Source organism: Salinicoccus kekensis, assembly GCF_900220995.1.
GTDB classification, from domain to species: Bacteria; Bacillota; Bacilli; order Staphylococcales; family Salinicoccaceae; genus Lacicoccus; species Lacicoccus kekensis.
In genome coordinates this window covers 22,992-37,920 of the sequence record NZ_OBQF01000008.1, presented here as the reverse complement: position 1 = coordinate 37,920, position 14,929 = coordinate 22,992, and the positions used below count along the sequence as shown (strand labels likewise).

Annotated in this window: 11 protein-coding genes and 1 pseudogene; 5 read left to right on the top strand and 7 right to left on the bottom strand. The window is 32.5% G+C overall.

Annotation, left to right across the window (positions count from 1 at the left end; translation table 11 throughout):
- The first annotated feature begins 533 nt into the window (after window positions 1-533).
- Complete coding sequence (locus CRN96_RS12860; protein ID WP_097042873.1) at window positions 534-1,070, top strand: hypothetical protein; 537 nt, start codon at window positions 534-536, stop codon at window positions 1,068-1,070.
- Here the strand turns inward: CRN96_RS12860 and CRN96_RS13310 are convergent.
- The 3 genes from CRN96_RS13310 to CRN96_RS12845 form a co-directional block, all read right to left on the bottom strand.
- Entirely contained in the window at window positions 1,067-1,318 is a 252-nt protein-coding gene (locus CRN96_RS13310) for a hypothetical protein (RefSeq protein ID WP_179647244.1), read from the bottom strand. The genes CRN96_RS12860 and CRN96_RS13310 overlap by 4 nt on opposite strands.
- Before the next feature lie 486 nt (window positions 1,319-1,804).
- Entirely contained in the window at window positions 1,805-2,101 is a 297-nt protein-coding gene (locus CRN96_RS13170) for a hypothetical protein (protein ID WP_143544325.1), read from the bottom strand.
- A gap of 28 nt (window positions 2,102-2,129) precedes the next feature.
- Window positions 2,130-2,627, bottom strand: coding sequence for a YolC/YozM family protein (locus tag CRN96_RS12845; RefSeq protein ID WP_097042869.1), 498 nt, complete (start codon window positions 2,625-2,627; stop codon window positions 2,130-2,132).
- 786 nt (window positions 2,628-3,413) lie between these two features.
- On the opposite strand from CRN96_RS12845, the pseudogene CRN96_RS12835 reads away from it, so the two are divergent.
- Window positions 3,414-3,593: pseudogene (locus CRN96_RS12835) on the top strand (helix-turn-helix domain-containing protein); the annotation flags it as partial.
- Window positions 3,594-4,393: 800 nt separating this feature from the next.
- Here CRN96_RS12835 and CRN96_RS12830 read toward each other — a convergent pair.
- The 4 genes from CRN96_RS12830 to CRN96_RS12815 all read right to left on the bottom strand — a co-directional run bounded on the left by CRN96_RS12830 (window position 4,394) and on the right by CRN96_RS12815 (window position 9,573).
- Window positions 4,394-5,272 (bottom strand): DUF4062 domain-containing protein, encoded by an 879-nt coding sequence (locus tag CRN96_RS12830; protein ID WP_097042866.1) that lies wholly within the window; start codon window positions 5,270-5,272, stop codon window positions 4,394-4,396.
- A 428-nt stretch (window positions 5,273-5,700) separates the two neighbouring features.
- Window positions 5,701-8,289 carry a TrlF family AAA-like ATPase gene (locus tag CRN96_RS12825; protein WP_218839938.1) on the bottom strand — a complete coding sequence of 863 codons (2,589 nt, stop codon included), beginning with the start codon at window positions 8,287-8,289 and terminating at the stop codon, window positions 5,701-5,703.
- 227 nt (window positions 8,290-8,516) lie between these two features.
- Window positions 8,517-9,065 (bottom strand): hypothetical protein, encoded by a 549-nt coding sequence (locus tag CRN96_RS12820; protein WP_179647242.1) that lies wholly within the window; start codon window positions 9,063-9,065, stop codon window positions 8,517-8,519.
- A 94-nt stretch (window positions 9,066-9,159) separates the two neighbouring features.
- Window positions 9,160-9,573: a YolD-like family protein gene (locus CRN96_RS12815; RefSeq protein WP_143544323.1), complete on the bottom strand. Its 414-nt coding sequence runs from the start codon at window positions 9,571-9,573 to the stop codon at window positions 9,160-9,162.
- Between the two features lie 239 nt (window positions 9,574-9,812).
- On the opposite strand from CRN96_RS12815, the gene CRN96_RS12810 reads away from it, so the two are divergent.
- The 3 genes from CRN96_RS12810 to CRN96_RS12800 are packed head-to-tail and all read left to right on the top strand — an operon-like array spanning window position 9,813 to window position 14,896.
- Window positions 9,813-10,388, top strand: a complete 576-nt coding sequence (locus CRN96_RS12810) for a recombinase family protein (RefSeq protein ID WP_097042860.1) — start codon at window positions 9,813-9,815, stop codon at window positions 10,386-10,388.
- Between the two features lie 4 nt (window positions 10,389-10,392).
- Complete coding sequence (locus tag CRN96_RS12805) at window positions 10,393-12,327, top strand: site-specific DNA-methyltransferase (RefSeq protein WP_097042858.1); 1,935 nt, start codon at window positions 10,393-10,395, stop codon at window positions 12,325-12,327.
- Window positions 12,320-14,896 (top strand): DEAD/DEAH box helicase family protein, encoded by a 2,577-nt coding sequence (locus CRN96_RS12800; RefSeq protein WP_097042856.1) that lies wholly within the window; start codon window positions 12,320-12,322, stop codon window positions 14,894-14,896. The genes CRN96_RS12805 and CRN96_RS12800 overlap by 8 nt, the downstream gene beginning before the upstream one ends.
- The last annotated feature ends 33 nt before the right edge of the window (window positions 14,897-14,929 follow it).

Here is a 14,929-nt window from a genome sequence, read left to right as displayed (position 1 = left end):
AATAGCCTGAATTGTATATTTAGGGTCTGCCTAAAATTAACGATATATACTTACCAATTAATCTTAATAATGTCACTTTCGGTGTTATCTTGCCCTGATTCAAGCGATAACTTGCACTATAATTAAAAAGCCCAGCTTATCTTTTCACGAAGACAGCTGGGTTTCTAAATTGAGTGTGCAAAATAACAGTTAAAACAGATGCAAAATAGCTCCTAAAGTCACACCATTTTATACGTTTGTGGGCCATAAGTATATAAGGGCGATAAATGACTTGCGTCCCCAATTAATCGCTAATAGCTAACTGTTGCGCATGTAATATATATCGCTTATCGACAAAAAATAAAGGTCGGTCAATTTTGTATTGATCAAAAATATGTTTTTCTGCTCTACAATTATTAAAGGTTCCATATTATTATTTTCCCATTTTATATTCTAAAAAGTGTGTTACAGTAAACGTGTAAATTCTATATTTATTCTTATGTTACATATATTAGAATTTATAAATCTGGGTGATAAATAAAGGGGAGTATATTGTGAAGAAATTGTTTTTAATTTTCATGACTTTCAGTTTACTTGTTAGTGGAGTGTCTAGCGCCGAAGCATCAACCCAAAAAGTTGACGAGAACAGCAGCTTCGAAGAAACTCAACTTGTGTTGGAACAATACATAACTAGAACTAAAGATGGGGAAATAAAGTTTGATGTTGAAGAAGCTAAAGATGATGGACAAAGCGAATTTATTATTGGAACTGGTCAAAAAATAAACCAAGTAAATCAAGCGTACAATAAGAAGCCTGGAGAAGTAACTGTTATGGCGCTTTCGCTACCTGTTTGGGGTAACTGGTGCGGCCCTGGACATGGAGGCGGGGGCACTAAAGATGTGCTTGATAATATATGTAAACAGCATGATTTAGATTATAGAGATTACGGTTATTTCGATTGTGGTAGTGATAAAAGATTAATGTCCAGAATAATTGCTCAAACTTATAAAATGAAATTTTTGGAAAAACAAATGGCTTATGCTGTCTTTGCATATTTTCAAGCACAATCTGCTACAAACGGTTGTTATTAAATAATAATATAATTATGAGGGGAGATGTGTAAAATTAAAAATAAGTTTACTACAATCTCTTTAATCTGTTTATTGATAGGCATTCTCGTTTGGATTCCCAATATTTTATTTGAAATTTCTAGTCCTTTTTGGCTTTTAACTTTCATTGTTTCTCCAATTGGGGTAGTTTTTGGTGTCCTGTCAAAAAGAACATTATTGATATTCCTTAATGCTCTTATGTTTTTCAGCTTTTTTATTTTTATGGCCATTGGATATATTATCAATTCGATGATGTAAAAAGAGATAGGAATGTAATATTTAATGAGAGTGGCTTAAGTCACTCTTTTTTTACTGTTTTAAAGACTACTCCAAGAGCGTCACCCCCTCCTCTCTTTCGTGCCATGCTACAATCCAACGAAGACGAGCCAACTCTACATTATCAGCTCACCACTCAAGCCTCTTGCATTTATGGTAATTGGTGTGGTCCTGGGTGCAGTGGGCCGGGGGCTCCAATAAGTTCTGTTGATACATGTTGCCAAACTCATGATAATTGTTATGGTAGTCGAGGATATTTTGCTTGCAGTTGTGATCTCGAATTACAAAGATGCTTAAACCCTTATGTACTTCAAGGAAGCGAATGGGCTATTGCTATATCAGTCTGGTTTCAAAATCAACCCTGCAATCCTTTCGCATAATTATAAAGTTAAGCTGCCCCAAATTGATCAGGGGCAGCTTAATTTTATAATCGGCGCGAATTAATAATAAACACTACCACCGTTCAATTCTGCTGTACCAAAACCTGCATTATTTAACCTAATCGTATATTGACCTCCTGAAGATGTTAAATGGTTAATCGGGAAGTTAACATCTGATGAAAACCGACCTGTAGCAACTGATTCTCCACTAGTTGCCCCTGCCGGTATAACCTCAATACGTAAATTTACCGTACCATCAGGAGAAATTAACACACTCTGTGGGGTTGTAAATCTTCTATTCTGACCAATCGAAATATTATTAGCAAAAGTAGTTCTACCAAAGTGATAAACAGCCACAACTACACCCCCTTTTGTATCTCACAATTTAAATAAACTTGATATCATATGTTGCAAAGTCAGAAGGTGCTAATGATTCTTTAAGATAACTAATAACATCAGCTTTTCGTTTCAAATCATCTAAATCAATAAAAATATTCTCTTCCTCATAATCTACTGTCATATCTCGAACATCATAATTTTTAATAAGGTTTTCTTTTATAGATTTTGCCTCTTTTGGTATAGACAATATTTTATTACCAACAAACTCTATATCATATTTCTCATATTCTTCATTTGTTAATGTTCTTTCCAAATAATTTATAACGTTCTTTCTTGTTTCTGAATCATATAAGTCTAAGAAAATAGTCGCATCTTCATCAGAAATTTGTATACTCTGTACATCCAAATCATTAACAATATTATTCGTTACATACTCTACCCCTTGGTTTTTTGATAAAAAGTGATTACTTATAAGTAACACTAAAAACACAACCAGTAAGCTAGAAATTATAACTATAAATCCAGTTATTTTCTTCTTATTCATTCTTTATTCCTCTTCCTTTCTTCCAAAAAGGATAAACATTCCCATTACTTCAACTTTATAATATTTAATTTGAAGTTACTACAAATATTTATTCCAATTTCCTTTTGGTGTGAACCAACGGCAACCCTAAAAACCCAAAAGCTGTCGGTAGGCTTTCTTGATACCTCACGGTATCTGCCTACCGGCTTTTTAGTTTATTCAGGATTGCTTTTCCCACCAAAAGTTTAATAATCAGTAGACATTCCAGATACGATATAGATTAATAAAAAAAAGAAAGCGAATGCTATTGTTATAACGAGAGATATCCCAGGAAGAAGATTGGGCTCTGACTTTTTTATAATACCAATTATCGAAAGTATTAAAGCTAAAGCTAATGAAATCAGACTAATATAAATTTCTACAGGTGGCCCTCCTGTTATAACCGGTCCTCTCGTCATAATAAGTGTAAAACAAAATATAGAAAAAACGACACTAAGCAGAGCGAACCAGCCTATCAAAGACACACTTTTCATATAATTCCACGCTACTTTCAATTGTATTATTTCTATTTTTTACTTTAACATAAAGATTCTCCCCATATAAAATAAGCACCTTTAAAGTTCAATCTTTAAAGGTGCAGTAGCCTAAACTGTCATTTTTAAAGATAAATTGCATATATTTTAAGTTTTATTCTGCATAACTAACTTTAAAACGAGCTGTCTTCTTGAAAAGATAAGCTCTGGACTTTTTAACTATAGTGCAAGTTATCGCCTAAATCAGTGCAAAATAACATCGAAAGTCACAGCTAAAGGCGTGTATAAAGGCCGGCCGACGCTCTACTCACCGACAGCCAAAGACCCTCAAAAAAGACTTGTGTATCATCGTATCGTCTCTCGACTAAAGGAAGGCATTGCAATTTCTCAAATAGCAAAGGAAGTGGGAATTACACGTCAGACGATATATAGAATTAAAAAGGAATTGAATTAATTCTTTTTATATCATACTATTCACCCCCTGATCTATGTTATGGGTTAGGAGGGTGAGGTTTCATGTGTAATATTCTACTCACCACTTGTTAATTTAAGAACAAAACTATGAACAAGAAGATAAGATAGGGACTAAGAAAAAGAAAAGCACTTAAGATGATTAAATTACGTTTTTTTAACGCAACGGCTATTACTACTCCAATCAAACCACAAATAATCGTGCCAATTACGGTGACAATAGCTCCGTATTCTACAAAGAAAAACCAGTAATAAGACAACAAACCTAAGACAAAGATTATCCACCAACTAATATAAGCGATATTTTTCTCCTCCTCAATTTTATTCTATATTTCTCTCTCTTCACAAGAAGAAAATTATACATTATTTTTCTAAAACCACTCATTTCATATGGTGTCATTTTTAAAGATAAATTGCATATATTTTAAGTTTTATTCTGCATAACTAACTTTAAAACGAGCTGTCTTCTTGAAAATATAAGCTCTGGACTTTTTAACTATAGTGCAAGTTATCGCCTAAATCAGTGCAAAATAACATCGAAAGTCACAGTTAAGCATATCAATACATATATATAATGTCTATTTAGGGTCTACCTTAATCAAACATAAATTTAAGAGAGGGAAACACATTTACAAATTATTTGACCGGAAGATTATTTTCTAGTTATAAATGAAAACCGTCCGTAAAAATGTACTTTACCGAACGGTATTTAAAGTTAATCTTATTCACTATTTATGAGTTTTCAAAATTGGCTATTCATAAATATCTATAGTGAGAAATTGTTTAATTCACAAAGTTTTCATCACCATATTTATAGCCTTCTCTAGTTAATTTGAATACCTGTCTTTTAGAATTTAGTGATCTTATATATCCCTTACTCTCTAGCTCATTTATTGCTTCGACATAATAAGCATCATTCCTAGGGTTAACAGGTGTAAAACCTTTCTCACCTGCTTGAATAATTTGGCCCTCCTTTGTACTAAAATTATGAATTTCAGAATCAGTCCTATAGGCCTCTGCTATTAACTCTTTTGCTTCCTCCGAAATTTCCTTCTCTTCTTTCTCTCCTTTATTAGATTTTAACTCTTCGATAATCTCCTTCTCAGATAGATTGGAAATCTTAGATTCGTTAAAATATTCACTTAAGACTACCATTCGATATAAATCATTTCTAAATTTATTTCTAAAATCATCGGTGGAATTAAAGTCTTTGTATAGAGCTTTAAACTCTCCCTTATTTAATTGCAATTCTTTTTTGAAATTCTCCAATTTTTTTAATTGATCTTGATCAATATTTCTCGGAACTAGCTCAGTTGAAAAATATATCATAGCAGGCTTACCAGCATTAATATGTTCATTGATTTCTTCAATAGTTCCACTCAAAGCGTTCTCAGTTTTTGTACCTACTTTTGTTCCAAATATACCTACTAATAAATCACATTTACTCACTATTTGTTTATTTAAAATCGTTTGAGCGTCAGCACCAGTTTCAGGGTATGAATGAGTCTCCCAATCCACTGGTAATAAAACTATTTTTTCTTTTTCAGAATGCATTCCATTAAAATTAACAATTTCTTCCCGTACCGATTGTCTTTTTTGATCAACATCTCCTGGAGAAGCTATCATAACTTGCAAAGCTCTGGCTATAAATCCATATTCCATTTCTATAAACACTCCATTCTCATAGTATATACATAAACAATAGTATAAAATACACCTTTTATAAGAGACATAACTATTATAACTTTTCTATTTACTGTAAATGTTTAACTTTTTTGAAGATAGTTTAATTATTAACATAATTCAACTAGTCGGTAGGTGCTAATAAATAAATTATTAAATTTTAAAACCAGTAATCTCTATACTAAGGTTACTGGTTCTTCTTAAATCATATACAAAATAGAACTTAAAATTAATGCAAGTTATCTCTTAAAGTGAAACCAATGAAATCAACGTTCTAGTATTGTTTATTTGTGGTCTACTTTAAAATACATTGATATAGGAATCATCATCAGAATTAATACACTTTATGTTGTATTCTCTCATTTATTAAGGTTATCTATCGTAGAAGGATAACTAAAAATAGACGATTAGTCATTTTTCCATAAGTTATATATTTGAGTCCTCTTATTAAACGCTTCTTGTCCACCTTCCATAATATCAACAATTTTATTTTGAATATCTTTATTATCAACACTGCCAATTTTTGTGCTCAGTTTTTTTTCATCATAAGAAACAGCAATTACTTGCTCCGAGTCACCTAAAACTGGGATATTTGCATTGTGTGTTGCAAAAATAAACTGAACCTCCGGTTTTCTTTCTTTTACTTTTGTAATTATTTCGTTATAAATAACTTGATTATCCAGATCGTCCTCAGGTTGATCTATCATTATCAAGTTATTATCTTTTTGAGACAAAATGAAAAGAACTAATGCTGATGCTCTTTGCCCGATAGAATGTCTAGTTATAGGTTTTCCATGATATTTTATTTCAATTTTATTAGGAGTTCTAACTTTTAATTGTTCATTGTAATTTTCCTTGATCATTCCTTTTACTTTTATCAGTTGAGCTTCAGTCACTAGAGAAGAAGTTACTTTAGAATCTTCTAATAAAACATCACCTATAAGGGCTGAGAAGTCAGAATGAGTTTCGCTTATGGATTGATAAGCACTTTGATTTATATTGGAACCTCTAAATGATTGTCTTAAGTTCTCCAGAAAAGATTCTTTATTTCCTTTAAATTCAATATTTAATTCCAATGAGTTCTGATTTGAATTAATCTTTTCTATTTCATCTTTATAAACTTGGAATTCCTGTAGTAAAAGCTGATTTCTTTTATCTAACGTGGCTCGAATTTTAGATTCAATGTCACCTTTGGTTTCTTCTTGTGTAGTGACTTGATCAATTTCCTTTATTAAATTATCTTCATTGGTTTTGAGTTTAGCAAAATCATCAGGGTTTAAATTTGGTATATCAATTTCCCTCTTAATCTCAGCGAACTCTTCCTCAAGTGAGCTTATTATTTCTTGAATCTCTTCTAAATACTTCTTTACTTGCTGGGAACTTGAATCAATCTTATCTATTATTTCTTGAATCTCTTTTTTTACAGCAATTACTGAAGATACTTCTCTTGATAAATTAATAAACAATTCTGGCACTTCTGAAGATTCTTGGTTACGTAGTTCATTGAGTTCTATAAGACCAGGAGAATTCAGTAAATGCTCCATATCCTCCTTAAATTTATTAATCAGTTTATAGACATTTTCAATATTCCTTTCGTCCTTTTGAAAATTAACTTGTTTAGAGAGCTTTGTAGTTAACCCATTTTCCTCAAATATATTTATCTTATGCTTTATATCCGTTAAATTTTTCTTAAGATCGGGTAAATCTTCAACCTTATCATTCAACTGATATAATTGAGTAATTTGATTTCCTAATTGATCGTTTATGTCATTTAAGTCTCGTTCAAAAAACTTTATTTTCTTCCCAACTAATTTATTTAATAATTCTAGTTCAAATCCATTTTTCATATAAGATAAATCTTTTTGCCCAAAATATAATGGAGTTTGAAGAATAGAATTTACTGTAACTCCAATCTCCTCACCGTTCTCATCAAGGATATGTGGAGACTCTCCTAATATCCTTTTTATTTTATAATTTTTTTTATGATTATCTTGAAGTTCAATAATAACTTGTCCACCTGATTCAAGAAGGTTCTTTACTACTTCTGTTTTATAATCTTCATCGGCTGTAGACGGTCGTATATCTAAACTGTATCTAATAGCTTCAATTATACTTGACTTACCACTACCTCGAATTCCAATTAAGCTATTTAACTCTGGTGATAAATTAATTTTTTGATTATCCATTTTTCCGCCGATCAATTCGACAGACTTTATGTGGCCATGATTATAATTGTTCTCGGTTAGAGAAGTTCGGTTTTGATAATCCTTTAATGCAAGTATGACAGAGTCAAAAGTTCCATCCCCAATCTTTATATATGACTTTTTTCCTTTACCTATTTCTTCAATGGATTTACAATCTGAACCTTCAATGTAAGGTAATTTATAACCCATCCATTTTTCAAGCTGCTTCATCTTATCCCTAGTTTGACCCTTTTGAAAACCGAGAACTTTTTCCTTAAACCACCTTTTCTTGCTGAGAGAACCTATCAAACCTCCGTTACATTCTTTAAAAAAACCACTTTTTTGTTCGATGTGAGCCATTAAGATGAAATAGTCGTTATTATATGAATCCAATGTTTCAACCGTTCCAGCTAGATCTTTGTTACAACGTGTATTTTCGTTCTCCCTATTTTCAATACCTTTGAAAACTTCATCAAGAAATTGATTTACAGATTCACTGTTACCTTTAATCCAGTCTTCTTCTTTAAAGACTATTAAGCAGTGGATACCATTAGCGCCTTCTTTAACAGAAAGCTCCACTCCAGGTAATAAAGTAATGTTCTCTTTCCGCGCTTTTTTCTTTAGACCTCTGTATTCTTTTAAATCAAACTTATTATGATTTGTAATTACTCCTACTCTAATATTTTCTTTTTTTAGATTATATATGTAATCGCTTACAAAACGGTCTTGCTCTCCATTATAGGAAAACTCCTTATCTGCTTTAGTATGAAGATGAAAATCTGCTCTTACCCACTCTGTGCCAGATTGGAACATGGAAACCCTCCTAATTTCTTATATTAACGTTCTAACCTTTAATAAAATACATCTATTACCTTCATAGTAGCATATGACATAATTTAGAACTGTTAAGTTCACAACTCTAAAAGTGCAAATATTATTTAATGAGATGATAAATCAATTAAACGATTGTTTATTGGATCAGATTGTTCCTTTGACGGTCTCTGTAATAAGTTTAATACTATCCTTTTTGAATCTTATTATTATTTTTTAGATATTTCTTCAAAATACTTTTCTAAATTCTTTAATTCATTTTCTAAATTTTGATTGTTTTCTTTTATCTTTGTTTCAGCAATAGTTATTTTTTCTACAGCTAAATCAAAATAACCTTTTTTTTCTCCAGAATCTTCGACTATGGTGTCTCTATCTAATAACATAGCGATTATTCTTAATGCTTCTAGGCTATTTATATAAGTTTTATAATAATCATAAGAAATATTACTAAGATTAACACTTTCTAATTCTCTAATTATTTTTGTTATATCTTTGGATACAAGTGTTACCTTCTTCTCTAAATGTTTTGTGAAAATTGCTCCTTGTATGGAGTAAATATCTTGTCCCCCAGACTCTTGTTTTAAATTTTCAAGACTTGCAATTACGGAGTGCAAATAAGATTGATACAAATAGCTGACTTTTAAAGAGTCATCAATATTAATATTTTCTCTTGTTTTTTGGTCATAAACCAATTGTTCTTTTACAGAATTAATAGCGTGTCTGCCAGCAAGAGTGGCACCGATTGCAGCACCTAACAATGTAAATATTCCAGTGAAAATCAATTCGGTCCAATTTATTACGTGTGAATGATCCAATGTATATTTCTTCCTTTCTTTTATAAACACAAATCTATTATATAATTTCATAAATATGATTAAATTTAATATAAATGAGTTCAATATTTTTGCTTACTATTATTATACTAGTCCGATTATCTATATATTCAAGTTTGCAATTAAGAAAGACTTCCAAGCCGTCATTCCAGTATCTCAAAAGTATAGACTTTCCTAAATTCATTCTTAGTCGTTCTTCAAGCATTATGATTGTTTCATTATCGAAAGAAGGAGGATTACTCTTAGCTTGTTGATCTATCATATGAGCCACCTTTTCATACTGTTCAGGCATTGTTTTAAAGGGAGCCCATTTTATCATCCCTCGTCCTTGTGGGATATTAATATCTAAGTATGCTTGTGGAATATTACGATAATCAAAGCCTTCATAAGTACATTTCATAATATCACTCGTTACAGCTATTACATCAAACATACGTTCTGTTTTTAAGTAGTGAATTTTAGTCTAAAAAACGACCGTTTATTGGAACTTTTTAGATATTAGAATTTAACTTATTTTTCTATAGTTTATGAGTACAAAAACACGTATAATAATCTATGTATAATATTATTGAAATTTGTTGGGTTTTTGGACGACACCAGAAGCTACTGAATGCTTACTAGAGAACAAAATATGTATCATCCCCGTTAAGTAATATTTAAGGAGGGCACAATATGAGTAAAATTGGTTATGCTAGAGTGAGTACAAAAGATCAGAACTTAAATAGTCAAATAGATATGCTAAAAGGACATGGCTGTGACCGGATTTTTTCAGAGAAAGTCAGTGGCCGGAAACATAAACGAACAGAACTTGACAAGTGTTTGGATTACATGCGTGAGGGCGACACGTTAGTTTTAACAAAACTGGATCGGCTTGGCAGGACAACAAAGCAACTTATAGAACTCTCACAATACCTTGAAGAACATGACATTGATTTGGAAATTATTGATATGAATATCAACACAAAAGATGCGATGGGAAAAATGTTCTTTACAATGATGAGTGCTTTTGCAGAACTCGAAGCCAATCTATTGAGTGAAAGAACAAAAAAAGGTTTAGCTTCAGCTCGCTCAAGAGGTAGAATGGGAGGAAGACCAAAAGTCTCTAAAGATAAAAGAGAAACAGTCATGTCTCTGTATGAAAGTAAGAAGTACACGATAAATGAAATCATCAGCATGACTGGTGTATCAAAAAGTACTATTTACAATATAGTTAACAGTCATATAGAAAAAAAGATTGAAGAGGAATGATTTTATGGAAACAAAGCTCCAGAAAGAGATAAACAAAGTTTTAAAGGCATTTCCTGAATACTGGCATGAAGACACCCTACTGAAGAATAAACTGATTGAGGATATACGATCATACGACGAAAGAATAATAGACTCCTTTCTATCTAATGAATTTATAAAAGATACCTATTCAATTCAACTACCATCAGGTTTAATTTTTAAAATAGAAGACTTCATCAGTATGTTGAGATTCAAAAACTATTGGGATAACAGCTATACAAAATATACAAATGAAGTTGGTTTAACAAGTGAAGAGAAATACCTTAGATACAATACAGATGTAGTGCTTGACTTTCCACACAAAGACTCGGTTTTAGAGGGTGGTATGGCTAAAGAGGATATAGGTAAAAAGGAGATTTATTATCATAATTTACTTGCAAAAGAAGAAATAGATGTAATGGAATCTCCAAAAATATTAACAAATATAAAGAAATATGATGAAGAAGGAAATCATGATATTACTGAATTCAAAAGTACTGATAATCTCATACTTAAAGGAAATAACCTTATAGTCTTACATACTCTAAAAGAACGTTATTCTGGTAAGGTAAAGTTAATATACATAGACCCTCCATATAATACGGGGGATGATGAGTTTAAATATAATGATGCTTTTAATCATTCCACATGGTTGACTTTCATGAAAAATAGATTAGAAGTTGCACACAAATTCTTAAGACCAGATGGAGTAATTGCAATACAAATAAGTGATAAAGAATATGGATATCTAAAAGTGATGTGTGATGAAATATTTGGGAGAAGTTGTTTCAGGTCTTCTATTTGCGTTAAAATGGCACATCTGAGTGGGCCGAAAATGGCACATAAAGAAAAGAAAATACCTAAAGTAAAAGAACATATTTTAATTTATTCTAAAGAAGATAAAGACATAAAGATAAACCCTCAATATATACCTTCTTCATGGGACGAATCTTTAGATAGATATAAAAATTACATTGAGAAGAATGGATATGAAAGTGATTATAGTAAATGGACATCCATCTCATTAACCCAAGCTATGAAAAACAAAAAAATCAACATTGAAGATGATTTAGAAACTGAGAAATTCAAAATAGATAATGCTAAATTAATATTTCAAACTGCGATTAATAGAAGCAAAAATTATCCAAAGGAGCCTAAAAACCAGTTTCTATTTATTGATGATAAATATGTGTTGAACGGTAGAGAACTTATTTTCGCCGAGGAGAAAATAAAAGACTTTAACGGGGTAAGAAGACCTTCAAATATAATAAGTGATATGTGGGACGACATAGGTATTAATAATGTATTTAAAGAGGGTGGAAAAGATATCTCTTTAAGGTTTGGTAAGAAGCCTGAGATGCTCATAAAAAGACTTATTTCTTTGTTTACGAATGAAAATGATTTAGTAATGGATTTTTTTATGGGCACATCTACAACTCCTGCTACAGCCCATAAGATGAAGAGGCAATATATTGGAGTAGAACAATTAGATTATATTAAAACTCTAAGTATTCCACGACTAGAAAATGTTATTAAAGGAGAGCAAAGTGGCATTTCTAAAGAAGTGAAATGGCGTGGTGGACGTTCTTTTGTTTATGCAGAATTATACGGCCTTAACGAAGAATATCTCTATAACATTCAAACATCCTCAAACTCTGAGGAATTAGAACAAGTCATTGATAGAATTAAAAATTCTGCCTATCTAAACTTTAAAGTGGATTTAGATAAGGTCACAACACAAAATGAAAACTTCAAATCATTATCTTTAGAAGAACAAAAAGACGTACTTATCCAAGTGTTGGATATGAACCAATTATATCTTAATTACTCAGAAATCGAAGACAACCAGTATGATATACCTGATTCAGTAAAAGCCTTTAATTATTCTTTCTATCAAAAAGAAGGTGATAAGGGTGAGTAATGAAATTCTTCATAAAAGAATTGAAGCACAGTTCAACTCTCTGTTCGAAGAACCACCTGAGGTACCGGATTACATTCAAAATAATCTGAGCCACCCATTGCGGGGATACCAATCACAATCATTAAAACAGTTCATCTACACACAAGAGTTGGATAACGCTGATCTTTCATTTAATCATTTACTGTTCCATATGGCCACGGGATCAGGGAAAACACTCGTCCTGGCATCCACCATCTTATATCTATTTAAAGAGCATAACCAACAGAATTTCATCTTCTTTGTAAACAGTGATGCCATCATTAAAAAAACCTATGACAACCTAACAAATGAAAGTTCCAGTAAGTATCTCTTTAGAAAAGAAGGTATCGTGATAGATGGACAGCGCATTTCCATTCAAGTAGTCGATGTATTCCCGGCTTCCCCCGATTCGAATACAATCTATTTAAAGTTGACCACTATTCAAAAGCTCCATATGGATTTGACGGAACCGAAAGAAAATGCATTGACCTATGAATCATTAGAGAATATGCGTCTTGTCCTATTGGCCGATGAAGCTCATCATATCAACGCTTGGACACGACGGGACAAACGGAAATTGAATACCAAAGAGTATGAAGAAAGAACGTGGGAGAATACTGTCAACACCCTGCTTCAACTCAATCCTGTCAATCGACTATTGGAATATACCGCAACCATCAACTTGAATCAGGATGTCCTATTCGAAAAGTATAAGGATAAAATTGTCTATCAATATGACCTAAGGCGGTTTATGAATGATGGTTATTCGAAGAATGTGGTGCTTTTGCGTGCCGATGAATCAGATGAAAACAAGATGCTGAACGCCATTCTATTGAGCCAGTATCGTAAATACATTGCTCAAGAGAATGACATCACATTAAAGCCAATAATTATGTTCAAGTCTAATAGAAAAGCTATTTCTTTTTCAGCTAATGAAAAGCTATTAAACACTGTCCAGGGACTGAACGTAGACAGTTTGTCACGTGTCATTAGTCTTGGCCATGCCACCTATAAGCATGAGAATAGTATCTGGAGTAAGATGTTCGAGTATTATACCAATCAACCGCTGTCTGAAGTCATTCGTGACCTGCAGTGGGATTTCACAGAAGAGACCATTCTAAATGCCAATGATCAAGCCTTCCTTTCAGAAGACAATGCCCTGTTATTGAATACATTAGAGGAAGACAATAATCCGATTCGTGCCATCTTTGCCGTCGCCAAACTGAATGAAGGTTGGGATGTGCTGAATCTATTCGATATTGTGAGAATAAGCGAAGGTATGAAACCAACTAAAACCACGACAGACAGTGAAGCCCAGCTGATTGGTCGGGGAGCACGGTACTACCCTTTTGAATACCAAGAAAATCGCTCATATACAAGACGATTCGATTTAGTACAAACGGATCTCAAAGTCATTGAAAGTTTACATTATCATACGATTAATGAAAATGCTTATATTAAAAATTTAGAAAAATCACTCGAATCTGCAAGCATACAAGTTAAAGAGGATGAATACGACCGGTTGGAAGCAAAACTCAAACCGGCTTTTAAAAAGAGTACAGTGTTCAAGAATGGTAAGATTTATATCAATAAACTGGAGAAAACTACTGCGGATGACTATCGGACACTCTCCCACTACAACGTAACCACGGATTATGAAATTTCATTGGAAACCACCGTTGAACAGCACTATGGAAAACGGATGGAACAGACAGGTGTCGGACAAACACATGAAGTGACTTGGCCTGTAGATCGTATCTATATCCGAAAAGCGATACAAAGGAAGCCTTTCTTTCACTTCAGCAACTTCAAATCCTATATCCCTGCCCTATCGAGTATGAAAGACTTCATTGAGAGTTCTGATTTTCTTGGGGGATCAACGTTCCATGTGACCATGCCACTCGAATTGGAATTGCATCATTTAAGTCCATTGAGCAAACTCAAAATGGTAGAGAAATACCTAGATTATGTAGAGAAAAAGATAAAGGCAAACTATATGAAGGAGCGTGGCACTCCTGTATTCGAAGGTGTGGCCATGTCCGAAATGATTAATGACTACTATATTGAACTGAACAAGGTCAATGCCAAAGTATCACATATGAGCGAAACCCTGCTAAAAAGGAATATGCGGGACAATCATTGGTATGTATATGATAGAGCTATTGTCAACAGTTTGGAAAGTTCCTTCATTGATTTCATTAATGATTATGTCGAAGAGCTTAAAGAGAAATATAAAGAAGTCTATCTCATCAGAAATGAACGTAAAGTGAAGATTGTCGAAATCAATGGTACACGAGGATTCATGCCTGACTTTCTACTCTACCTCCAGGGCGAGGACTACACTTACCAGGTCTTTCTGGAACCCAAAGGTGGCCATTTGCAACTTGAGGATCGTTGGAAAGAAGATTTTCTACTATCATTAAATGAAGATAACAAAATCGAAATCCTATCTGAAAATGAAGATGTTAGACTTTTAGGCATAAAATTCTATTCCAACGACAATGAACAAAAACAAGATTTCCGTCAAGATTTCAAAAATAAACTTCTATAACACACATTTATATGATTACTAGGACTTACAAGG